Annotated in this window: 17 protein-coding genes and 1 pseudogene; 10 read left to right on the top strand and 8 right to left on the bottom strand. The window is 72.4% G+C overall.

The genetic code is table 11. The features are described from left to right. The first annotated feature begins 195 nt into the window (after positions 1 to 195). The 3 genes from K2F47_RS27150 (at position 196) to K2F47_RS27140 (ending at position 4,961) form a co-directional block, all read left to right on the top strand. Entirely contained in the window at positions 196 to 1,524 is a 1,329-nt protein-coding gene (locus tag K2F47_RS27150) for an esterase-like activity of phytase family protein (protein ID WP_242908266.1), read from the top strand. Between the two features lie 198 nt (positions 1,525 to 1,722). Further along, entirely contained in the window at positions 1,723 to 3,333 is a 1,611-nt protein-coding gene (locus tag K2F47_RS27145) for an acyl-CoA synthetase (RefSeq protein ID WP_242908264.1), read from the top strand. A 134-nt stretch (positions 3,334 to 3,467) separates the two neighbouring features. After that, a complete protein-coding gene (locus K2F47_RS27140) occupies positions 3,468 to 4,961 on the top strand; it encodes a serine/threonine-protein kinase (RefSeq protein WP_242908262.1) in 1,494 nt (497 codons plus the stop codon). Here K2F47_RS27140 and rho read toward each other — a convergent pair. The 4 genes and pseudogenes from rho to K2F47_RS27120 all read right to left on the bottom strand — a co-directional run. After that, positions 4,962 to 6,116 (bottom strand): annotated as a pseudogene (rho, locus tag K2F47_RS27135) (transcription termination factor Rho); the annotation flags it as partial. 562 nt (positions 6,117 to 6,678) lie between these two features. Further along, positions 6,679 to 7,548: a hypothetical protein gene (locus tag K2F47_RS27130; protein WP_242908260.1), complete on the bottom strand. Its 870-nt coding sequence runs from the start codon at positions 7,546 to 7,548 to the stop codon at positions 6,679 to 6,681. A gap of 63 nt (positions 7,549 to 7,611) precedes the next feature. Next, positions 7,612 to 8,256 (bottom strand): LuxR C-terminal-related transcriptional regulator, encoded by a 645-nt coding sequence (locus K2F47_RS27125; protein ID WP_242908258.1) that lies wholly within the window; start codon positions 8,254 to 8,256, stop codon positions 7,612 to 7,614. Continuing rightward, positions 8,220 to 9,515, bottom strand: a complete 1,296-nt coding sequence (locus tag K2F47_RS27120; protein WP_242908256.1) for a sensor histidine kinase — start codon at positions 9,513 to 9,515, stop codon at positions 8,220 to 8,222. The genes K2F47_RS27125 and K2F47_RS27120 overlap by 37 nt, the downstream gene beginning before the upstream one ends. A gap of 245 nt (positions 9,516 to 9,760) precedes the next feature. On the opposite strand from K2F47_RS27120, the gene K2F47_RS27115 reads away from it, so the two are divergent. The 3 genes from K2F47_RS27115 (at position 9,761) to mca (ending at position 14,361) form a co-directional block, all read left to right on the top strand. Further along, complete coding sequence (locus K2F47_RS27115) at positions 9,761 to 11,998, top strand: MMPL family transporter (protein WP_242908254.1); 2,238 nt, start codon at positions 9,761 to 9,763, stop codon at positions 11,996 to 11,998. A gap of 78 nt (positions 11,999 to 12,076) precedes the next feature. Continuing rightward, positions 12,077 to 13,495, top strand: coding sequence for an MDR family MFS transporter (locus K2F47_RS27110; RefSeq protein ID WP_242908252.1), 1,419 nt, complete (start codon positions 12,077 to 12,079; stop codon positions 13,493 to 13,495). After that, complete coding sequence (gene mca, locus K2F47_RS27105) at positions 13,492 to 14,361, top strand: mycothiol conjugate amidase Mca (protein WP_242908250.1); 870 nt, start codon at positions 13,492 to 13,494, stop codon at positions 14,359 to 14,361. The genes K2F47_RS27110 and mca overlap by 4 nt, the downstream gene beginning before the upstream one ends. Here mca and K2F47_RS27100 read toward each other — a convergent pair. Beyond that, positions 14,358 to 15,197: a polysaccharide deacetylase family protein gene (locus tag K2F47_RS27100; RefSeq protein ID WP_242908248.1), complete on the bottom strand. Its 840-nt coding sequence runs from the start codon at positions 15,195 to 15,197 to the stop codon at positions 14,358 to 14,360. The two genes, mca and K2F47_RS27100, sit on opposite strands and share 4 nt — an antisense overlap. Before the next feature lie 80 nt (positions 15,198 to 15,277). Here K2F47_RS27100 and K2F47_RS27095 point away from each other — a divergent pair, with 80 nt between their 5' ends. Continuing rightward, complete coding sequence (locus tag K2F47_RS27095) at positions 15,278 to 16,054, top strand: ABC transporter permease (protein WP_242908246.1); 777 nt, start codon at positions 15,278 to 15,280, stop codon at positions 16,052 to 16,054. On the opposite strand, the gene K2F47_RS27090 is transcribed toward K2F47_RS27095, so the two are convergent. The 3 genes from K2F47_RS27090 to K2F47_RS27080 are packed head-to-tail and all read right to left on the bottom strand — an operon-like array spanning position 16,051 to position 18,300. Beyond that, positions 16,051 to 16,455: a RidA family protein gene (locus K2F47_RS27090; RefSeq protein WP_242908244.1), complete on the bottom strand. Its 405-nt coding sequence runs from the start codon at positions 16,453 to 16,455 to the stop codon at positions 16,051 to 16,053. The genes K2F47_RS27095 and K2F47_RS27090 overlap by 4 nt on opposite strands. Position 16,456: 1 nt before the next feature. Further along, positions 16,457 to 17,209: an IclR family transcriptional regulator gene (locus K2F47_RS41515; RefSeq protein WP_242908242.1), complete on the bottom strand. Its 753-nt coding sequence runs from the start codon at positions 17,207 to 17,209 to the stop codon at positions 16,457 to 16,459. Then, a complete protein-coding gene (locus tag K2F47_RS27080; protein WP_272497513.1) occupies positions 17,206 to 18,300 on the bottom strand; it encodes a sugar kinase in 1,095 nt (364 codons plus the stop codon). Before K2F47_RS27080 ends, K2F47_RS41515 begins: the two co-directional genes overlap by 4 nt. 126 nt (positions 18,301 to 18,426) lie before the next feature. Here K2F47_RS27080 and K2F47_RS27075 point away from each other — a divergent pair, with 126 nt between their 5' ends. Genes K2F47_RS27075 through K2F47_RS27065 form a run of 3 tightly spaced genes read left to right on the top strand, consistent with a single transcriptional unit; the run spans position 18,427 to position 22,745 of the window. Beyond that, on the top strand, positions 18,427 to 19,692 hold the full coding sequence (locus K2F47_RS27075) for an amino acid deaminase (protein ID WP_242908240.1): 1,266 nt from the start codon (positions 18,427 to 18,429) through the stop codon (positions 19,690 to 19,692). Further along, positions 19,692 to 21,281, top strand: a complete 1,590-nt coding sequence (locus tag K2F47_RS27070) for an N-acyl-D-amino-acid deacylase family protein (RefSeq protein ID WP_242908239.1) — start codon at positions 19,692 to 19,694, stop codon at positions 21,279 to 21,281. The genes K2F47_RS27075 and K2F47_RS27070 overlap by 1 nt, the downstream gene beginning before the upstream one ends. A 30-nt stretch (positions 21,282 to 21,311) precedes the next feature. After that, complete coding sequence (locus K2F47_RS27065) at positions 21,312 to 22,745, top strand: GntP family permease (protein WP_242908238.1); 1,434 nt, start codon at positions 21,312 to 21,314, stop codon at positions 22,743 to 22,745. Positions 22,746 to 22,793 lie beyond the last annotated feature (48 nt).

The following is a 22,793-nucleotide window of genomic DNA, read 5'->3' as shown; positions in this document are numbered from 1 at the left end:
CAAGCATGCCGGTACCCGGATAAGAGCCGTGTAAGAACGCCCCGCGTGGCCGGATCCGGCGCCGGGACGAACCCGCCGCCCGCGCCCGGCGTCCAAGGCGCGGTCCGGGTCGGCGTCCGCCCCTGGCCAGGCCCCGAACCGGGTCCTTCACCTGCGTCTCACCCGACGGACATCCGATGCCCGTAACGTCCGCGTGTGACACATCGCTCATTGCTCCGCCCCGCCCTCGCCGCGGGAATCGCGCTCAGCCTCGTCCCCGGAGTGGCCCAGGCGGCCACCCGTCCGGACGCCCGCCCGGAAGCCCGCCCGGAAGCCCGCCCGGAGAGCAGGACGGCCGTTCTGCCCCGCATCCCGCTCGCGCAGTTCCAGAACAAGCTGCTGCCCGGGACGGTCGCCGACGACCGGGGCGTGGCCCTCGGCGGCGTCGGCAGCGACCTCTTCCATGAGAAGGGCGACCGTCGGGACGAGTTCTGGGCGATCACCGACCGGGGCCCGAACGGCAGCGTGGACGTGGGCGGCGAGGAGCACGTGACGTTCCCCGTTCCGGGGTTCGACCCGGTCATCGTCAAGCTCCGGGTCCGCAAGGGCGCGCTCAAGGTCACCCGGGCGCTGCCGATCACGAACCGCGCGGGCCGTCCGGTGACGGGCCTGCCGAACGTGGAGGGCCGCGAGGAGGCGCCCTGGGAGTTCGACGGGAGGACGCGGCTGCCGTTCAACGCCGACGGCATCGACTCCGAGGGGCTCGTCCGCACTAAGGACGGCGAGTTCTGGGTCGCCGAGGAGTACGGGCCCTCGCTGCTGCACCTCGACCGGCGCGGACGGGTGATCGAGCGGTACGTCCCCGAGGGCTGGACGGGGAAGCCGGGTTACCCGGTCAAGGCGACGCTGCCCGCGATCCTTAACAAGCGGACATACAACCGTGGCTTCGAGGGACTAACAATCTCACCAGATGGTAAGTCCCTGTACGTGGCGGTGCAGAGCCCGCTGTCCAACCCGGACAAGAAGACGTACAAGGCGTCCAGGAACGGCCGCATCCTGCGGTTCGACCTGCGCAAGGGCAAGGTCTCGGGCGAGTACGTCTACCGGTTCGAGGACGTCTGCTCGTTCGACCCGTCCTCCTGCGGCGACCAGAACGAGATGAAGATCTCCGGGCTGACCGCGCTCGACGACCACCGCCTCCTGGTCGACGAGCGCACCGACAAGACCGCCCGCGTCTACACCGTCGATCTGCGCGGCGCCACCGACATCCTCGGCTCACGCTGGGACGACGCGGCGACCACGCCGTCGCTGGAGAAGTCCGCCGGGGTACCCGCGGGCGTCGCCGCGCTGCCCAAGCGGCTGACCGTCGACCTCGCCGCCGTCCCCGGCATCCCCGGCAAGATCGAGGGCCTCGCGCTCGCCGACCGCCGCACGCTCGCGGTGATCAACGACAACGATTTCGGGCTCGGTACCTTCGGCCCCGACGGCCGCCTCATCGACAGCGGAATCCGCACCTCGATCACCTACGTCCCGCTACCGCGCTGATCCGCGCCGATCCGCGCTGAACCGCGCCGATCCGGCGTGTTCCGTGCCGATCCCGGATGTTCGCCGAGCTCACCTGAACGCCATTTCGGGGTGACCCATTCTGTCGGCACGAAACAACCCTTGGGTAATTGAGTGCTTATGTACGATCGGGGATGATGCGGAGGACTCGTACCGGACCCCGAAACGCGAGGACGTGGCATGCCGCGAAGCTACAATCTGGCCGACCTGCTGGAGATCATGGCCGCGGCGGGGCCGGAACGTCCCGCGCTCGTGGCCGGGGACCAGCGGCGCACCTACGGGCAGCTCGACGAGCGGGCGAGCCGGGTCGGCCACCATCTCGCGGAGGCGGGGGTCCGGCCCGGCGACCACGTCGCGATCCTCGCCTACAACCGGGTGGAGTGGATCGAGGCGCTGTTCGGCGCCTTCAAGATCCGCGCCGTCCCGATCCCGGTGAACTACCGCTACGTCGCCGCCGAGATGCGGCACGTCCTGGCCGACTCCGGCGCGGTGGCGGTGATCGGTGAGCGCTCGCTGCTGGCGAGGGTCCAGGAGGTACGCGCCGACCTGCCCGCGCTGCGGCACGTCGTCGTCCTGGAGGACGGCGCGGACGAAGAAGTCCCCGGCGCGATCGAGTACGAGAAGGCCCTCGCCGAGGCCGACCCGGGCCACGCCTTCCCCGAGCGGTCCAACGACGACCGCTACATCGTCTACACGGGCGGCACCACCGGCACTCCCAAGGGCGTCGTGTGGCGCTGCGAGGACGCCTTCTACGGCGCGCTCGGCGGCGGGAACCCCCTCGGCGAGCCGGTCGGCGCGCCGCAGGACCTCGCCGCGAACACCCAGAAGCCCGGGCTGACCTCGCTGATCTGCCCGCCCGTCATGCACGGCGCCGGGCAGTGGGTCGTGCTGATGGCGCTGTTCGGCGGCACCCGGGTCGTCCTGTACACCCCGCACGCCTTCGACCCCCACGAGGTGCTCCGGCTGGTCGAGCAGGAGGGGGTGAACGCGCTGATGGTGATCGGGGACGCCATGGCGCGCCCGCTGGCACGGGCGATGGCGGAGGGCGAGCACGACACGTCCTCGCTGCTCGCGGTCGCCTCCGGCGGCGCGCCGCTGACCGAGGTCGCGCGGCGCGAGCTGCGGGCCCACCTGCCCGATCTGCTGTTCCGCGACAACTACGGCGCGTCCGAGACCGGCGCGTGCGGGCCGTCGGTGGCCGGCGCGGCCTCCGGCGGGGACGGCGGACCGGAGGGGACCGCCCGGTTCCAGATGAAGCCGGGCATCGCCGTCCTGGACGACGACCTGAAGGCCGTCCGGCCCGGGGAGATCGGCAGGCTCGCCCGGTCCGGCCACATCCCGATCGGCTACTACAACGACCCGGTCAAGACCGCAGCGACGTTCTTCACCGACCCGGCCGGTACCCGCTGGTCGATCCCCGGCGACTACGCCGTCCCGGCCGAGGACGGCACGATCGTGCTGCTCGGCCGCGGCTCCCTCGTGATCAACACGGGCGGCGAGAAGGTGTACCCGGAGGAGGTCGAGGTCGCGCTCAAGGGCCACCCGGACGTCGCCGACGTCGTCGTGGTCGGCCTGCCCGACGAGCGGTTCGGGCAGCGGGTCGCGGCCGTCGTCGCGCCGCGTCCGGGCGCGACCGTCACGCTGGAGGGCCTCACCGGGCACTGCCGGGGCCGGCTCGCCGGATACAAGCTGCCGCGCCAGATCCAGATCGTGGACGAGGTGTCGCGCACCGCCGTCGGCAAGTCCGATTACAAATGGGCCAAGAAGGTGTTCGCGGACGCGACGGCATAACACGCCTTTACCGTCCCGTCCCCGCAGCCGTAGGGGGATGCGTCCGCGCGGCGCGGACGCAAGCGCGGCGCGGTCAAGAAATGATTGTCGCCCTCGGGGCGTGGCTTGAGCACTTCCGGGCGCATAACCGTCTCATGAGCGGGGATCGGTTGATACCGCTCGCGCGACGGTATCGCCTGCTGTCCGTGGTCGGCAGGGGCGGAATGGGCACCGTCTGGCGGGCCTACGACGAGATGCTCGACCGCGACGTCGCGGTGAAGGAGGTCCACCTTCCCGAACGGATCACCGAGGCGGAGCGCAAGGTGCTGTGCCGGCGGCTGCTCGGCGAGGCGCGGGCGACCGCCGCGCTGAAGCATCCCGGCGTCGTCGCGGTGCACGACCTGATCGTCGAGGATGGCCGCCCCTGGATCGTCATGGAGTTCCTGGAGTCGCGGTCGCTGCACCGGATCATCGCCGACGGCGGCCCGCTCGGCGTGCGGCGCGCCGCCCGGATCGGCGCGGACGTGCTGGCGGTGCTGCGCGCCGCGCACGCCGCCGGCATCCTGCACCGCGACGTGAAGCCGAGCAACGTGCTGATCTGCCAGGACGGCCGCGTGCTGCTGACCGACTTCGGGCTCGCCGTGCACGCCGACCCCGGCCGCGAGACCGCCGAGACGCTGGTCGCGGGCATCGAGGGGTCGCCCGCCTACCTGCCGCCCGAACGCGTCAACGGGCACCCGAGCGTCCCGGCGTCGGACCTGTGGTCGCTCGGCGCGACCCTGTACACGGCGGTCGAGGGCTTCTCGCCGTTCCTGCGCTGCCACGCGCTCGCGTCGATGGTCGCGGTGCTGCTCGGCGAGTACCCGTCGCCCGCGCGGGCGGGCGCGCTGGCGCCGGTCATCGAGGGCCTGCTCCGGCAGCGCCCGGAGGACCGGCTGTCCGGCGAGGCCACGGCGGCGCTGCTGCGCGACGCGGCCGGGCCGCCCGAGTCATCGGGCGCCACGCTGGTGGCGGCGCCGCGCCGCGTCCCGTCCCGGCGGCGCGCGCCGTCGCTGCCGATGGCGTGGGGGCGCCGGCACGGCGCGCGGGTGCGTCCCGGCGCCGTCCTCAGCGTGACGGTGCTCGCGGCGATCGCGGCCGGGATGGGCACGTGGGCGGCGCGCTGGACGTCGATCGGCAAGAGCGACGCGGTCGCGCTGCGTCCGGCCGTGGGGGTTCCCACGACGGCGAAGTACCGGGAGGCGGGCGGCTACTCGGTGCGGGTTCCGGCGGGCTGGCGGTCGGTGCGGGACGGTCCGATCATGCGGTGGTGGGACGGCGGCTCCGGGCAGGCGCTGCGCATCGCCCCGGCGCCCGGCGACCCCCTCACGGGGCTGCGCGCGGCCGAGCGCGCGGCGGTGGCGGGCGACCGCTACCCCGGCTACCACCGGCTAAGGCTGGCGGCGGTGCCGGAACTCGCCGCGGGCGCGGCGGAATGGGAGTTCACCTGGCGCGAGGGCGAGAAGGGCTCGACGGTGGAAAAGCATGTGCTGTGCGGCCGTGCCGCGGGATACGAATTCTGTTTCTTCGCGCCCGATTCCCAGTGGACCCCCGGGCAGCGCCTCTACGACCGCGTCCTGAAGTCGTTCAGGCCGGAGCGGAGGGGCTGATCAGGTCGTCTGCTGGACGCGGAGGAGGAATTCCGCGTTCGACGAGGTGCCCTTCATCTTCTCCAGCAGCTGTTCGAGCGCCTGCTGGCGCTCCATGCCCGAGAGGGCGCGGCGGAGGCGCTGGTTGAGGGCGAGTTCCTCGGGGGTCATCAGCAGTTCCTCGCGGCGCGTGCTGGACGCCTCGATGTCGACGGCGGGGAAGACACGCCGGTCGGCGAGGCCGCGGTCCAGCTTCAGTTCCATGTTGCCGGTGCCCTTGTACTCCTCGAAGAACACGTCGTCCATGCGGGAGCCGGTCTCGACGAGCGCGGTGGCGAGGATGGTCAGCGAGCCGCCGTTCTCGATGTTGCGGGCGGCGCCGAAGAACTTCTTGGGCGGGTAGATGGCGGTGGTCGCGACGCCGCCGGCGAGGATGCGGCTGCTGGAGGGGGCCGCCAGGTTGTAGGCGCGGCCGAGCCGGGTGATCGAGTCGAGCAGCATGACGACGTCGCGGCCCTGCTCGACCAGGCGTTTGGCGCGCTCCACTGCGAGTTCGGCCAGCGTCGTGTGGTCCTGCGCCGGACGGTCGAAGGTCGAGTGGATCACCTCGCCGCGCACGGTCCGCTGGAGGTCGGTGACCTCCTCGGGACGCTCGTCGATCAGCACGACCATGAGGTGCACGTCGGGGTTGTTCTGGCCGATCGCGTTCGCGACGGCCTGGAGGATCATCGTCTTGCCGACCTTGGGCGGCGACACGATCAGCCCGCGCTGGCCCTTGCCGATCGGCGCGATGATGTCGATGACGCGGGTCGCGAGCGGGCCGGTGTCGAGCCGGAGCCGCTCGTTCGGGAACAGCGGCGTCAGCTTGGCGAACTCGGGTCGGGCCGCCGCCTCGCCCGGCGGGAGGCCGTTCACCATCTCGACGGACGCGAGCGCGGCGAACTTGTCGCGGCCGCTCTTGCTCGCCCGCGCGGTGCCGGAGACGGCGTCGCCGGGACGCAGCCCGTACTTGGCGACCTGGGTGAGCGACACGTGCACGTCGTCCGGGCCCGGCAGGTAGCCGGAGGTGCGGACGAACGCGTGCTTGTCCTGGACGGCGAGCAGGCCGTGGAACGGGACGGCGGGCTGCTCCTCGGCGGCCTGCCGGGCCGCCGCCGAGCGCCTGCCCTGTGTCCGGGCGCCCTGCGCGGCGGCGCGGCGCGGCTTGTGCTCGGTGGCGGTGGGATGTTCGGTGATGGTGGAAGTGGACATGGGGGTCCCTTCTCAGGCCCGCGCGGAACAGTCCGCGTGGCCCGGTGTCGATCCCGGCGTACGGCGGCGGAACCCGCGGCGCGTACGCGAGAGGAATGGAAGAAATGCAGCCCGGCTGTCAGAGCTGACGTCGGCTCCCTACTGCCGCGACCCTGGCGCGTGGACGCGCCTCGGATCGGTGATCACCGGGCGCTCAGATGGCCCGGGCGGGGAAGTGAAGACGTCCTCGCCGCATACGGCGGAAAGCCGAAGACGCTGCCAGCAATGTACAACACTCGGCCCCCCTCGCGCATTCCCCGAGGTCGGAAGGCAGTTCGACCGCCCTGGGGCCCGTCCCCCAGCGACCTCAGCCGTCACGCGGGCGCGTTAGCTGACCGGTGGGGGCGAAGCCGGAGGCGAGCCCCCACCGGGAAGATCGCGAAGCGATCCGCGCCCGCCAAGGCACGGTCAAGGCACGAGCCGCCAGGCGAGGGGCGTGGGCCGGGACTTAGATAAACACCGAGAGGTCGCAGGCGCGGGTGTCGGGGAGGTCGCGGAGGCGGAGGGCGGCGTTGTGCGGGTCGTCCAGGAGGTGGGCGGTCTCGGGGCGGAGCAGTTCGGCGAGGGGCAGGACGCCGCAGAGCAGCGACTCGGGGGTGCGGGCGAGCAGCAGCGGCCCGATTCCGGCGCCGCCGCGGTCGAGGTCGCGCAGCGCCGACACCAGGGGGCGGGCCCAGTCCCCCGAGCCAGAGTCTCCCGGCTGCGGGCTCTCCCGCGCCGCGCACTGGGTGCGCAGGGCGGTCAGCAGGTCGAGGAAGTCGCTCTCCAGCGCGCGGGGGCTGCGTCCGGAAAGGTAGTAACGGTCATGCGCGTAACGGGCATCGTCATAACGGGTGTGGTCGGTCAGCTCGACGCGCAGGCCGTAATGCGCGGCGAAGCGCTCGTACGGCTCGGCCAGTGCGGGACGCGCGGACGGTTCCGCCGCCAGCGCGCCCGCGACGATGTCGACGGGGTCGGCGCCGAGGGACGCGGCGACCGCCTGGTCGAGCCGGTTGACGAGGTGGGCGCGGAGGGCGGCGACGTCGCCGGTGAGGCGTTCGACGGCCTCGCGCTGGCGGCCGAGGCGCTCGTTGACGTCCGGGACCATGCGGTCGTTGATCTGGGCGATCAGCGACCGGATCCGGGCGTCGGTCTCCTCCAACGTCCCGGTGGCCTTGGAGCGGAACCGGCCGAGCTCCTCGCGGGTGCCCTTCAGCGCGGCGAGCTGGGTGCGGATCTCGGCGATCTCGGGTGCGCCCGCGCCGCGCCTGCGCTCGGACGCCAGGTACAGCTCCCGTCCGGCGATCGCCAGGCAGAGCAGGATCAGGACCACGGTCATCGCACCCTCCAAGGGGCCTTCTCGCGGAGCTACATCATGCCCCTCCGGCCCCGCGGAGCGCCTTCAGTGGTTGAGGTAGGCGAGGACGGCCAGGACGCGGCGGTTGTCGTCGCCGGTCACCGGCAGGTCGAGCTTGGCGAAGATGTTGGCGGTGTGCTTGGTGACGGCGCGCTCGGTGACGACGAGCTTCTCGGCGATCGCGGCGTTGGAGCGGCCCTGCGCCATCAGCTCCAGCACCTCGGTCTCGCGGGGGGTGAGGCGGCCGACCGGGGAGTCGCGGGTGTTGCTCGCGAGCAGCCGGGAGATCACCTCGGGGTCCATGGCGGTGCCGCCGCCCGCGACCCGGCGGACCGCGTCCACGAACTGGGCGGCGTCGAACACGCGGTCCTTCAGCAGGTATCCGATGCCGCCGGTGCCGTCGGCGAGCAGCTCGCGGGCGTAGAGCTGCTCGACGTACTGCGACAGCACGAGGACGGGCAGCCCGGGGACCTGGCGGCGCGCCTCCAGCGCCGCCTGGAGCCCCTCGTCGGTGAAGGAGGGGGGCAGCCGCACGTCGACCACCGCCACGTCCGGGCGGTGGTCGAGCAGTGCCTTCAGGAGCGAGGGGCCGTTGTCGACGGCCGCCGCGATCTCGAAGTCGTGCGTTTCGAGGAGGCTGACGAGGCCCTCCCTCAGGAGGGCGAGGTCTTCGGCGAGGACAACGCGCACGGCAGCTCCAGCGTGACGATGGTCGGGCCGCCCACGGGCGAGTTGAGGGCGAGGACGCCGTCGAATGTACCGATCCGGCGCTCGATCCCGCGCAGCCCGGTCCCCGCGTCGAGGCTCGCGCCGCCGCGCCCGTCGTCGGTGATCGTGATTCGGAGCATGCCCGCCTCGTGCCGCATGTCGATCCACACCCGCCGCGCGCCCGAGTGCTTGGCCGCGTTGGTGAGGATCTCCGACACCGCGAAGTAGGCGGCGGACTCGACCGGCGGCTCGGGACGTCCGGGCACCTCGACGTTGACCTCGACGTTCAGCGGGTGGTCGAGCGCGAGGGCCTTGACGGCGTCGCCGATGCCGCGGTCGGCGAGGACCGGCGGGTGGATGCCCCGGACGAGGTCGCGCAGCTCGTGCAGCGCCGTCGCGGACGACTCGCGGGTCTGGGCCAGCAGCAGCCGCGCCTTGTCGGGGTCCTTGTCGAGGAGGTGCTCGATGGCGCCGAGCGTCATGCCCATCGCGACGAGCCGGGCCTGCGCGCCGTCGTGCAGGTCGCGCTCGATGCGGCGCAGCTCGGCGGCGGAGGCGTCCACGGCCTCCGAGCGGGACTCGGAGAGGTGCTGGACGCGCAGCGCGAGCCGGGACTTCTCGGTCGGGCCGAGCACCAGGCGGCCCCAGCGCCCGTACACGGCCATCATCCGCGGGCCGATGAGGAGACCCGTGGCCAGGAACGCGGTGGCGACGGCGACGGTGGTGGCGAGCTCGGCGGCGTCGCCGTAGCCGGACTGCATGTGCACGAAGGCGTACCACTCGTTGCCGCCGTGCTCGGTGATCAACTTCCCGGCGAACGCGGCGAGCAGGAACCCCCAGATCCCGTAGAGGATCAGCATGGCGGGCAGCGCGGCGGTGAACAGCACGACGATCGGGTCGGCGGCCACCCACAGGTAGTCGCGCCAGGTCGCCGGGTCGCTGAGCAGGGCGATGAACCGCTTGATGAGCCCCTGGACGCCGGGCTCGCGGGGCGGCTCGGGCAGGTAGGGCCGCTCGATGTTCTCGTCCGTCCAGCGGTTGATCAGGCCGCGGTAGCAGTCGACCTGCTTGCGCATCAGGTGCGCCGCGGACGGGAACAGCAGCACGCCCAGGAACCCGGTGATCATCGAGACCACGGTGATGAACCAGCTCGCGACCAGGATCGTGGGGATGGCGAGCAGCCACAGCCCCAGCCCGCGCACCGGGGCCACGAGGTGCCGCTGGTATCTGCTCTGTCGCACCAGTTGACCGTTCACCAGATCCTCCGTCGTCCGCCCGGCCCGTTAGGGATTCGTTCGTTCCGCGTTCCAGTCTCCGGCGGACGTCCTGCCTGCACAGTGTGCCCGCAACCCGGACGTGGGGTGTACTCAGGTGCACCCCCGTCCGGCATCTAGCGCCATGTCGCCTCCCCCTGCCGCTTTCTAGCGTTCGAGATGTGTCGCATTCCCCTTTGCGCGCACATCCCATTGACCCCCGGGGGGACACCATGAAACGGAATCTCGCCGCCGCGCTCGGCGGCTGGAGCGCGCGCCATCGCCTCCTCGCCATCTCCGGCTGGCTGCTGTTCGTCGTCCTCGCCACCGTGCTCGGCGGGATGGCCGGGCAGGTCACGATGGCCGACCACGAGCAGGGCACCGGCCAGTCGGCGCGGGCTTCCAAGATCCTCGACGAGGCGGGCATCGAGGACCCCGACCAGGAGACCGTGCTGATCTCGGGCGGCGCGCACGCCGCCGGGTCGCCGGAGATGACCCGCGCGGCCGCCGCCGTCCGCGCGAACGTGCGGGCGACCGGCGTGGTGACCGGCTTCCGTCCGGACGTGGTGTCCAAGGACCGCCACCACGTGATCGTCCAGTTCACGCTCCGGGAGGTGCCGGACGAGGCGCCCGACCCGCTGCCCGCCCTCCAGGACGCGGTCGCCAAGGCGCAGCGCGCGAACCCGTCGGTGGAGATGGGGGAGTTCGGCGGCGCGACCGCCGACGCGTGGTTCGACCACGCGCTCGGCAGCGACTTCGAGCGCGCGGAGCTGACCGCGGTGCCGCTCGCCATCGGCATCCTGCTCGTGGCGTTCGGGGCGCTGCTCGCGGCCGTGCTCCCGGTGGTGCTGGCGTTCACGGCGTTCCTCGCGGCGGGCGGGCTGCTCGCGGTGACCAGCCACGCCCTGCACGTCGACCAGACGACGAACTCGGTGATGCTGCTGATGGGGCTCGCGGTCGGCGTCGACTACTGCCTGTTCTACCTCCAGCGCGAACGCGAGGAACGGGCGCGCGGACGCGACCGGGAGAGCGCGCTCGCGATCGCGGCGGCCACCTCGGGACGGTCGGTGCTGGTCTCCGGCCTGACCGTGATGGTGGCGATGTCGGGGATGTTCCTGTCCGGGCTGACGCTGTTCAAGGGCTTCGCGGTCGCGACGATCCTCGTCGTGCTCATCGCCATGCTCGGTTCGGTGACCGTGCTGCCCGCGCTGCTGTCGCTGCTCGGCGACAAGGTCGACTTCGGCCGTATCCGGCTCCACAGGCTGCACCGACGGTCACATGCGTCGGGCCACGGCCACCTGTCACACCGTCACCGCGGGGGCGGCGGTGTGGTGGGGACGCTGCTGAAGCCCGTCCTGGCGCGTCCGGGGATCGCGGCGGTGGTGTCGGCGGGGGTGCTGCTCGTGCTGGCCGCGCCCGCGCTCGGCATGCGGACCGAGCGGCTCTCGCTCGACCAGCAGATCCCGCCCGGCGAGCCGATCGTCGCGACCTACACGCGGTTGAACGCGGCCTTCCCCGGCAACCCCGAGCCCGCCGCCGTGGTGGTCAAGGCGCGCGACATCAACGCGCCGGACGTACGGGCGGCGATCGGCGAGCTGAAGCGGCGGGCGGTCGCGTCGGGGGAGATGAACGAGCCGATCGACGTCACCGTCCACAAGCGGGAGAACATCGCGGAGATCGACGTGCCGCTGGCGGGGTCCGGGACGGACGCGACGTCCAAGCACGCGCTGGAGACGCTGCGGAAGAAGATCGTCCCGGAGACGGTCGGAGGGGTCGGGCAGGCGGCGGTCTCCGGGCAGCTCGCGTCCTCGACCGACTACAACGCGCAGCTCAAGTCGGCGATCGTGCCGGTGTTCCTGTTCGTCATGGGGATCACGTTCCTGCTGATGCTGGTGTTCTTCCGCTCGGTCGTGATCGCCGTCAGCGCGATCGCGCTGAACCTGCTGTCGGTCGGCGCCGCGTACGGGGTGATGGTCGCGGTGTTCCAACACGGCTGGGGCGACTCGCTCGTCGGGACGGAGGGCGCCGGGGCACTGGAGTCGTGGATCCCGCTGTTCGTGTTCGTCGTGCTGTTCGGCCTGTCGATGGACTACCACGTGTTCGTCGTCTCGCGGATCAGGGAGGCCCACGACCGGGGGCTGCCCACCACCCAGGCGGTCGCGGACGGCGTCCGCTCGACGGCGGGCGTCGTGACCAGCGCCGCCGCCATCATGATCGCCACGTTCGCGATCTTCGGGACGCTGTCGATGCAGGACTTCAAGCAGCTCGGCGTCGGCCTCGCGGTCGCGGTGCTGATCGACGCGACCGTGGTGCGGGTGGTGCTGCTGCCCGCGCTGATGTCGCTGCTGGGACCGGCGAACTGGTACCTGCCGCGCTGGCTGGAGTGGCTGCCCCGCGTCTCCCACGGGGAAACCGCGCTGGAGGAGGTGCCGCGGCGACGTCGCCCTGAGCCGGTCGTCCAAGAAACCTAGGATGAGCATAAATATCTGCTTGACCAAGTAGTTGTGATGAGCCTACTTTTAGGTTCATCACAACTACTTGGAGGTTCGATGCCCACCGCCACTCGTGCGCCCGACGCGGCCCGCTCGGGGGACCGGCTCGACGCGGCGCTGCTGAAGACGTCGTTCGTCCTCGTCCTCGGCCCGATCCTCGCCATGCTCGACACGACGATCGTCACCGTCGGGCTCGACGCGGTCGCCCGCGAGTTCGGCAGCCCGGTCGGCACGTTGCAGTGGGTGTCGGCCGGATACCTGCTCGCGATCTCGATGGTGATGCCGCTGGCGGGCTGGGCGAGCGACCGGTTCGGCGCGAAGACGATGTGGCTGACCTCGGTCGCGCTGTTCACCGCCGGGTCCGCGCTGTGCGGGCTCGCCTGGTCGGCCGGAAGCCTGATCGCGTTCCGGGTGCTCCAGGGCATCGGCGGCGGGCTGATCCAGCCGATCGGCCAGTCGATCGTCGTCCGCGCGGCCGGGCCGGCGCGGCTCGGGCGGGTGTTCGGCATCACGGTCCTGCCGCTGACGTTCGCGCCCGTCCTCGGGCCGGTGATCGGCGGCCTGGTCGTCGGACGGCTCGACTGGCGGTGGATGTTCCTGGTGAACGTCCCAGTCGGGCTGCTGACGCTGGTGCTGGCGAAGCGGTACGTCCCGTCCGACGCCGCGCGGGAGCGGGGCAAGGGCGGGCGGCTCGACGTGCTCGGGCTGGCGCTGCTCTCGCCCGGCCTCGCGGCGATCGTCTACGGGTTCTCCGAGCTGGGGGACGCGGGCGGCCCGTCCCGCGTCGTCGTCTCGCTCGCCGCTGGAACGTGCCTGCTCGTCGGCTACGTGGTGCACGCGTTGCGCCGCCGGGGGAACGCGCTCATCGACCTGCGGCTGTTCGCCCGGCGCGGCTTCGCGGTCGCGACCGCCAACTCGTTCTTGCAGGGCGCCGCGCTCTACAGCTCCATGCTGCTGCTCCCGCTCTACTACCAGCGGGTGGAGCACGCGTCCGCGCTGGAGGCGGGGCTGCTCCTCGCTCCACAGGCCCTCGGCACCGCGATCGCGACGTTCTTCGCGTCGCGGCTCTCCGACCGCATGGCGCCGCGCCCGCTCATCCTCACCGGGATCGTGCTGACGCTCGCCGGGACGCTCGCGTTCACGCAGCTCGGCGCGGGTCCGCCCGGGTGGCTGCTGGTCGCGTCGCTGGTGCTGCGCGGCGCGGGGCTCGGCGTCGTGATGGCGCCCGGCATGGCGACGATCTACGCGTCGGTCCGTCCGGACGAGACGGCCCGAGCCGCCGGAGCCGTCAACACCGTCAACCGCGTCGGCGGGTCGCTCGGCACGGCCGTGCTCGCGGTCGTCCTCCAGCACTCGCTGGACCACCACGCCGACGGAGCCGCCGCGTACGGCGCGACGTTCTGGTGGGCGGTCGGGCTCTCCGCCGTCACGCTCGTGCCCGCCTTCCTCTACCCCGCTAGGAGAGTGTCCCGATGACGTTTCGTTTGTTGAGCGTCCACGCCCACCCCGACGACGAGTCGAGCAAGGGCGCCGCGACGCTGGCCAAGTACGCGGCCGAGGGCGCGGACGTCATGGTCGCGACCTGCACCGGCGGGGAGCGCGGTGACATCCTGAACCCGGCGGTGGACCGGCCGGACGTCCGCGCCGCCCTGCCCTCGGTCCGCCGCGCGGAGATGGACGCCGCGCGCGCGATCCTCGGCGTCCGGCACCGGTTCCTCGGCTTCACCGACTCCGGGCTGCCGGGCGCGGGCGAGCCGCTCCCGGACGGCTGCTTCGCGGTGACGCCGCTCGCCGACGCGGCGCGTCCGCTGGTGGGGCTGATGCGCGAGTTCCGTCCGCACGTCGTGGTGACCTACGACGAGACGGGCGGCTACCCGCACCCCGACCACATCAGAACGCACGAGGTGACGGTGGAGGCGTTCGGCGCGTCCGGCGACCCGGCCCGCTACCCCGGGACGGGACGTCCGTGGCGTCCGCTCAAGCTCTACTACCAGGGCGCCTTCTCCCGGCGGTGGTTCCAGGCGCTCCACGACGGGATAACCGAACGGGGTCTCGCGTCGCAGATCGACCCGATCCTCGCGGACTGGCCGTCCAATGCACCCGAACTCGACATCACCACGCGCGTGCGCTGCGCGGAGTACTTCGACGTCCGCGACCGGGCCCTGCTCGCCCACGCGACGCAGATCGACCCGGACGCGGGCTTCATGACGCATCCGCGCGACGTCGAACGCGCCGTCTGGCCGACCGAGGACTACCACCTCGCCCGCTCGCACGTCGCGGCGCCGATCCCCGAGACCGACCTGTTCGCGGGCGTCGCCGGGGACGCCGGGGTCGCGGGTTAGAGCGCGACGAACGTGAGGCCGCGCTTCTTCATCTTCGGGATGACGGTCTTCAGCGCCGCGAGCGTCTGCGACCGGTCGCCGCCGCCGTCGTGGCAGAGCATGATGTTGCCCGCCTTCGCGCTGAGCAGCGTCTTGCGGATGTGCCCGACGCCGGGACGCGACCAGTCGCGCGGGTCGACGGCCCAGTCGATCGGCAGCATCGCGTGCTCGGCGACGACCTCCAGCACGGTCTTGGACCACGCGCCGCCCGGCGAGCGGAAGAACTGCGGCACGACGCCCGTGACGTCGGCGATCCGCTTGTGCGCGTCGACGACCTCCTTGGTGACGCGCTTGTGCGAGAGGCCGCCGATCGTGATCGGGTGCGTCATCGTGTGGTTGCAGATCTGGTGACCGGCGTCGGCGATGCGGCGGGTGAGCTTGGGAAACTCCTGCACCTGCTCGCCGATGATGAAGAACGTCGCGTGGATCTGGTGCTCGGCGAGCAGGTCGAGCACGCGCGGCGTCCACAGCGGGCTCGGCCCGTCGTCGATGGTCAGCGCGATCGTGTTCGGCGGCGGCGGCGGGACGAGCTGCGTCAGCTCGCGCACCGGCGTCTTCGTCGCGGTGAGCTTCGCCGGAGTCCACGGGGCCGGACGCGGCGTCGGCGTGGGGGTCGGCGTCGGGGTCGGATGGATGACCGGCCGCGCGCGCGGCGTCGGCACCGCCTGCGCCGCCGACCGGGACCCGTTGGACGGATGCGCGCCGTCCGCCCCGAGCGCTCCGAGCCCGGCGGCTGCCGCGGCCATCAACCAGAGCGCTTTGCGGCGGGACGTCCCGCCCGCGTCCTCATCCTCCACAAGTCCCACGCTATCGGGGTTTTAAGCGGGTAGGAGAGCGCTATGAGATCACAAGCAACCCAATTGGAATAATGGGCGGCATGGCCGACATGGCGGGGTCGGTGGACGCGGCGCCGGAGGTCGGCCCGCTGCTCGTGCTCGTCCTCGTCGCGCTCGCGTCGGTCGCCGGAATCCTCGCGCGCTTCGGCGGGCTCGGCCTCGGCCGCGACATGCTCGTCGCGTCGGCGCGCGCGACCGTGCAGCTCGCGGTGGTGTCGCTGGTCATCGCGGCGGTGCTGGGCAGCGCGGGCTGGACGTCGGCGTTCATCGCGGGGATGGTCGTGGTCGCCGCGGCGACGGCGGGCCACCGCATCACCGGCTCTACTCTCCGGTCCGCCGGGTGGACGGCGCTGCCGATCGTGGCGGGCGTCGCGCCCGTGCTCGCGCTGCTGGTGGCCTCGACGCTCGTCCCGGCGCGTCCGGTGGCGGTGCTGCCGATCGCCGGGATCTTCATCGGCGGCGCGATGTCGGCGACCGGCCTCACCGGGCGCCGCGCGCTGGACGAGCTGACCACGCGCCGCGGCGAGTACGAGGGCGGCCTCGCGCTCGGCCTCCAGGTACGGGACGCGGCGCTGGAGGTGGCCCGTCCGGCGGCGGCGCTCGCGCTGTTCCCCGTCCTCGACCAGACCCGGACGGTCGGGCTCGTCACGCTGCCGGGCGCGTTCGTCGGCGTGCTGCTCGGCGGCGCCGACCCGGTCGAGGCCGGTGCGACGCAGCTCCTCGTCCTCATCGGCCTGCTGGCCATCGAGGCGATCGCGGTGCTGATCACGCTGGAGCTGGTCGCGACCGGCAGACTCTCCCGGCCGGGCAGGGGCTAGTCGACGACGGCGAGCGCGTCGATCTCCACGAGCATCGCCGGGTGCGGCAGCTCGACCGCGACCGTCGTCCGGCTCGGCAGCACACCGCTCGGGCAGTTCTCCTTGATGAACGCCTCGTACTCCTCGTTCATCGCGGGGAAGTCGTCGCGCGTCTTCAGGTAGACGCGCAGCATCAGCACGTCCTCGACGCTCGCGCCGCCCGCCTCCAGCACCGCCTTGATGTTCTCCAGGACGCGCCGCGTCTGCGCCTTCACGTCGCCCGGGTAGAGGAACTCGCCGGTCGCCGGGTCCTGCGGGCCCTGCCCGGACACCTGGAGCAGCGGTCCCTTCCGCACGCCCTGCGAGAACGCGTAGGCGGGAGTCGGGGCGCCGTCGGTGCGCACGGTCGTCTTGTCGCTCATTTCAAGGATTCCCTTCGGTGTGGCCGCAGTCGGCGGAGATGGCGCGGGTGGTCGCGAGGAGGTCGGGCAGCAGCGCGACGACCTCGTCGCGGCTCAGCACGACCTCGGGCACCGAGATCGAGACGGCCGCGACGACGCGTCCGGACGCGTCCCGGACGGGTGCCGCGACGCAGCGGATGAACGTCTCGTGTTCGGCGTCGTCCATCGCGTAGCCCTGGGCAGCGACGCGGGACAGCTCGTCCAGCAGCGCGTCCGGGCCGGTGATGGTGTGCTCGGTGAAGGGGGTGTACTCGATCTCGCCCGCGATGCGGGCGCGGCGGGGGCCCGGCAGGTCGGCGAGCAGCACCTTCGCGATCGCGGTGGCGTGCAGCGGCATCCGCAGCCCCACCCGCGAGTACATGCGGATCGCGTGCCGCGAGTCGTACTTGTCGAGGTAGACGACGTCGCCGCCCTCGTAGACGCCGAGGTGGATGGTCTGTCCGGTCGCGTCGTTCAGCCGCGCCAGGTGCGGCGCGGCGATGTCGCGGACGCCGCGCTGCTCCAGCGCCGCGCCCGCCAGCGCGAACAGCCCGGCGCCGAGGTGGAAGCGGTGGTCGGCGTCGCGGTGCACGAACCGCGCGTCCTCCAGCGTGCGCAGCAGCCGCAGCACGGTCGTCTTGTGCACGCCGACCTTCGCCGCCAGCTCGTCGAGGGTGCGCGCGCCCTCGCCCAGCTCGCCGAGGATGGCGAGCGCGCGGGCGAGGCTCTGGCTCACCGGCTCCCCTCCTCCACCGAACGACCCGGTTCCCCGGCCCGCCCCATCGGCACCGGATGGCCCGTCACCAGCGGGTGGCCGATGCCGGAGGCGCGGACCGTCGTCGCCGCCCACTCGGCGGGGGACGCGCGGAGCAGTCCGTCCACCAGGGCGGGCGGGGGCGGCGGCCCGTGGTCGCCGGGCACGACCAGCGTCGCGGCCGCCGCGAGGTGGCCGAGCCGCAGGCAGCGCCGTGGACCGTACCCGCGCAGCGTACCGGTGAGGTATCCGGCGGCGAACGCGTCCCCCGCCCCTACCGGCTCGACGACCTCCACGTTCAGCGCGGGCTCGGTGACGGCGGTGTCCTCCGCGGTGTCCCCGGAACGGCGGGTGAGGGCGGTCGCGTGGTGGGCGTCGTCCTTGACGACGAGCGTCGCCGGGCCGGGCAGCAGTTCGCGCAGCTCGGCCGGGTCGCCGGTGCCGAGCACGGCGGTCGCCTCGTCCGCACCGAGGAGGACGATGTCGGCCGCGTTCAGCAGCGGCGCCAGCACCGCCTCCGGACGGCCGGGCCCGCGCCGCCGCCACAACGCCGGACGCCAGTTCAGGTCGAAGCTCACCAGTTGCCCGTCGCGCGGGCGCAGCAGCAGTTCGCGGGTGAGTTCGAGCGCGGAGTCCGACAGCGCGGCGGTGATGCCCGACAGGTGGACGAGCCGCGCGCCGCCCAGCAGCGGCCCGGCGGACGGGTCGTCCAGCACGGACGGCCCGATCGCCGACCCGGCGGACCCGTCCCGGTAGTAATGCAGGACACTGCCGCCGAGCCCGACCTCCTTCACATAGAGGCCGGTCGGGCGGCGCGAGTCGACGGAGACCCCGCGGATGTCGACTCCGCCCGCGGCGAGGTCGCGCGTCACCCGGCGGCCGAAGCCGTCGTCTCCGACACGTCCGACCCAGGCCGTGGGGATGCCGAGCGCGACGAGTCCCCGGGCGACGTTCGCCTCGGCGCCCCCCGAAGCGGGATGGAATGAGGAGACGTCCTCAAGAGGACCGGGTTGGTCGGGAAGGAGCACGGCCATCGATTCGCCCACGCAAACGGCAGCCGGCAAGTGTTCCATCTTCCTGCCCTCCCGAGTGGGTCACGATCGTCGACCGACCGTTGACCGGTACCCGAGGGCGATGCTACAACCACAACAGCACATAGCGCAATTGAGGTTGCGTATAGTGCAATACGGGAGGTCATCATGGTCGCGAACATCGACGTCAGCGCGGTCGAGGCGCTCGGGGAGGAGCGGCTCGACTGGCGCCACAAGGCGGTTCCGGCGTCCGCGCACGGGCTCACGGTCGAGCAGGCCCGCGCCGCGCGGCTGCCGCTCGCCGACTTCGGCACGCCGCTGCTGACGCTCGACGCGGGCGCGCTCGACCACAACCTGCGCGCGATGGCGGGCTGGGCGGACGCGGCCGGTCTGCTGCTCGCGCCGCACGGCAAGACCACGATGGCACCGCAGCTGTGGCGACGGCAGCTCGACGCCGGGGCCTGGGGCATCACGCTCGCGAACCTGCCGCAGATCCGCGTCGCGCGGGCGTTCGGCGTCCGCCGGATCCAGCTCGCCAACACGCTGCTTGACCCGGTCGGCCTCGCGTGGCTCGCCGCGCGGATGGCCGAGGACCCCGAGTTCGCGTTCGTGTCGTGGGTCGACTCCGCGCGCGCGGTCGAGCTGATGGACGAGGCGCTCCGCGCCGCCGGGGCGGAGCGTCCGATCGAGGTGTGCGTCGAACTCGGCGGCCCGCACGGCCGCACCGGCGTGCGCGACGACGCCGAGGCCCGCGCGATCGCCGACACGGTGCGCAAGGCGCCGACGCTGCGGCTCGCCGGTGTCGCCGGATACGAGGGCGCGCTCGCGCACGACGCCGACACCGAGGGGCTCGCGACCGTCGAGACGTACCTGCGCCGGATGGCGTCGCTGTTCGGCGACCTGGAGTACGAGACCGACGACCCGATCGTGACGGCGGGCGGCAGCGCGTTCTTCGACGTGGTCGCGGACGTGCTCGGCGGCCTCGGCGGTCGTGTCGTCGTGAGGTCGGGCGCGTACATCGTGCACGACGACGGCTTCTACCGCGAGCGCTCCCCGTTCTCGCGCGGCACCGGCGGCACCGCCGGGACGCGGCTGCGGTCGGCGATGCACGGCTGGGCGCGGGTCGTGTCCCGTCCCGAACCCGGGCTCGCGCTGGTCGACGCGGGCAAGCGCGACCTGTCCTACGACGAGGGGCTGCCCGAACCGCAGCTCGTCCGGGGCCGGGGCACGGCGCCGGTCGAGAACGCGCGCGTCACCGCGCTCAACGACCAGCACACGTTCGTCGTGGACGGGGACGCGGAGGTCGGCGACGTCGTCCGGCTCGGACTGTCGCACCCGTGCACGGCGCTCGACAAGTGGCTGCTCATCCCCGTCGTGGACGACGCGCACGCCGAAGACCCGGTCGTCGTCGACTACATCAGGACGTGGTTCTGATGTCCTCGACCGTGATCCGCGGCGCGACCGTCGTGGACGGCACCGGCGCCCCCGGCCGGGTCGCCGACGTCGCGTTCGCCGACGGACGGATCACGGAGATCGGCCCCGGCGCGTCCGGCGCGACGACCGTCGATGGCGGCGGGCTCGTGCTCGCGCCCGGGTTCATCGACATGCACGCCCACTCCGACCTCGCGCTGCTCACCGACCCCGAGCATCTCGCCAAGGTCAGCCAGGGCGTGACGACCGAGGTCATCGGGCAGGACGGCCTCTCCTACGCCCCCGTCGACGACGGCACGCTGGCCGAGATCCGCCGCACGATCGCGGGCTGGAACGGCGACCCGCCCGGCTTCGACTGGAGCTGGCGGACCGTCGGCGGGTACCTCGACCGGCTCGACCGGGGCATCCCGGTCAACGCCTGCTACCTCGTCCCGCAGGGGGCGGTGCGGATGCTCGCGATGGGCTGGGACGACCGTCCGCCCACCCCGGCGGAACTCGACAAGCAGCGCGAACTCGTCGCGGCGGGCATGCGCGAGGGCGCGGTCGGCATGTCCAGCGGCCTCACCTACGTGCCCGGCATGTACGCGCGCGACGACGAGCTGACCGAACTGTGCCGCGTCGTCGCGTCCCTCGGCGGCTTCTACGCGCCGCACCACCGCTCGTACGGCGCGGGCGCGCTGGAGGCGTACGCCGAGATGGTCGAGCTGTCGCGCCGCTCCGGCTGCCCGCTCCACCTCGCGCACGCCACGATGAACTTCGGCGTCAACCGCGGCCGCGCGCCCGAACTGCTCGCGCTGCTGGACGCGGCGATCGGCGACGGCTGCGACATCACCCTCGACACCTACCCCTACCTGCCCGGCTCCACGACGCTCGCCGCGCTGCTGCCGAGCTGGGCGGCGGCGGGCGGCCCGCAGGCGCTCGCGGCCCGCCTCGCCGACCCCGCCGAACGCGCGCGGATCCGGCACGCGATGGAGGTCGAGGGGTCGGACGGCTGCCACGGCGTCCCCGCCGAGTGGGAGACCATCGAGATCTCCGGCTCCCGCGACCCCGCCGTCATCGGCCGGACGGTCGCGGACCTCGCCGCCGAGTCGGGCCGCCCCGAGTTCGAGGTCTACTGCGAGATCCTCGCGGCCGACGACATGTCCACCACGATCCTCCAGCACGTCGGGCACGAGGAGAACGTCCAGGCGATCATGCGGCACCCCTGCCACACCGGCGGGAGCGACGGCCTGCTCGCCGCGGCGAAACCGCACCCCCGCGCCTGGGGGACCTTCCCCCGCTACCTCGGGCACTACGTCCGTGACCTCGGTGTCCTGTCCCTCGAAGAGTGCGTCGCCCACCTCACCGGACGCGCCGCCCGGCGCCTCCGGCTCGCCGACCGCGGGCTGATCCGGCCCGGATACCACGCCGACCTCGTCCTGTTCGACCCCTCGACCGTCCGCGACACGGCCACGTTCGACGACCCGCGGCGTCCCGCCGACGGCGTCCCCTACGTCTTCGTCGCCGGGACGGCCGTCATCGACGCGGGGCGCCGCACCGGCGCCCTGCCGGGCCGCTCCCTCCGCCGGACTCCCGACGGGGCGACCCGCTGATTCACCCTTCCACCCCGAGAGGTCACGTTCATGGTCCATTGGCTGCAACACGAGACCGGCGGCCTGCTGCTGCTGTGCGCCGTGTCGATCGCGGTGCTCCTGTTCCTCATCATCAAGGTCAAACTGGAACCGTTCATCGCACTGATCATCTCCAGCCTCGCCCTCGCGCTGGTCGCCGGGCTCAGCGTCGAGGAGATCGTCGGAACCGCGCTCAGCTCCAAGAAGTCCCTGCTGGAGACGGGCTTCGGCGGCCTTCTCGGACACATCGCGCCGATCGTCGGCCTCGGCACGATCCTCGGCGCGATCCTGGAACGCTCGGGCGGCGCGGACGTCCTCACCCGCCGCCTGCTGAGCGTCGCCGGTGAACGCGGCGCGCCGCTTGCGATGGGCCTCGCCGGACTGATCTTTGGCATTCCGGTCTTTTTCGACGTGGGCATCTTTGTGCTGGCGCCGCTCGTCTACATCACGGCCAAGCAGGGCGGACGCTCGCTCGTCCTGTACGCGCTGCCGCTGCTGGCCGGCCTCTCGATGACCCACGCCTTCCTGCCGCCCCACCCCGGCCCCGTCGCCGCCGCCGGACTCCTCGGCGTCCCGCTCGGCTGGCTCATCGTGTTCGGCCTGATCTGCGGCATCCCGGCCTTCCTCGTCTCCGGTGTCGCGTGGGGCGCCTGGATCGGCAAGCGCGTCATCGTCGAGGTGCCCGAGGAGTACGTCGTAGGAGAGGAGGCGAAGGTCGACCTCGCGAAGAACGACGCTCCGTCCAAGGACGACGCTCCCGCGAAGGAGCCGGAGCCCGAGCCGTCGCTCACCCTGGTCGGGCTGATCATCGCCGTGCCGCTGGTGCTGATCCTGCTCGCCACCTTCGGCACCGTCTGGTGGGAGGACAGCCCCGCCCTGCCGACGCTCACCTTCCTCGGCAACCCCGTCGTCGCGCTCACGATCGCGGTGCTGCTCGCGATGTACCTGCTCGGCATACGGCGCGGCATCTCCTCCGCCGAACTGTCCGAACTCGCGACCCGGTCGCTGCGTCCCGTCGGCATGATCCTGCTGGTCATCGGCGGCGGCGCGTTCTTCGGCTCGGTCGTCTCGGCGACCGGCGTCGGCAAGGCCCTCGCCGACACGCTCTCGGACGCGGGGCTCCCGGTGATCGTCCTCGCCTACCTGATCGCCTGCGGCCTCCGCGTCGCCCAGGGCTCGGCGACGGTCGCGATCGTCACCACCGGCGGGATCGTCGCGCCGCTCATCCAGGACAAGGACTTCTCCCAGCAGCACATCGCGCTCATCGCCATCGCGATCTCCGCGGGCTCCATCATCGCCTCGCACGTCAACGACGGCGGTTTCTGGATCATCTCCCGCTACTTCAACATGTCCGTCCGCGACACGCTCAAGACTTGGACCGTTCTGGAGACGATCCTCTCGGTCGTCGGCTTCGCCATGGCCGCCCTCCTCAGCACCTTCATCTAGCTCGGGGTACGCGCTTTTGGGACGCGTACCCCGACCCGAAATGCGTCC

It is taken from the genome of Actinomadura terrae, from assembly GCF_022751215.1.
Lineage (GTDB): Bacteria > Actinomycetota > Actinomycetes > Streptosporangiales > Streptosporangiaceae > Spirillospora > Spirillospora terrae.
Note: the sequence above shows the minus strand (reverse complement) of the source record. Positions and strands in the feature narration are given on the sequence as shown.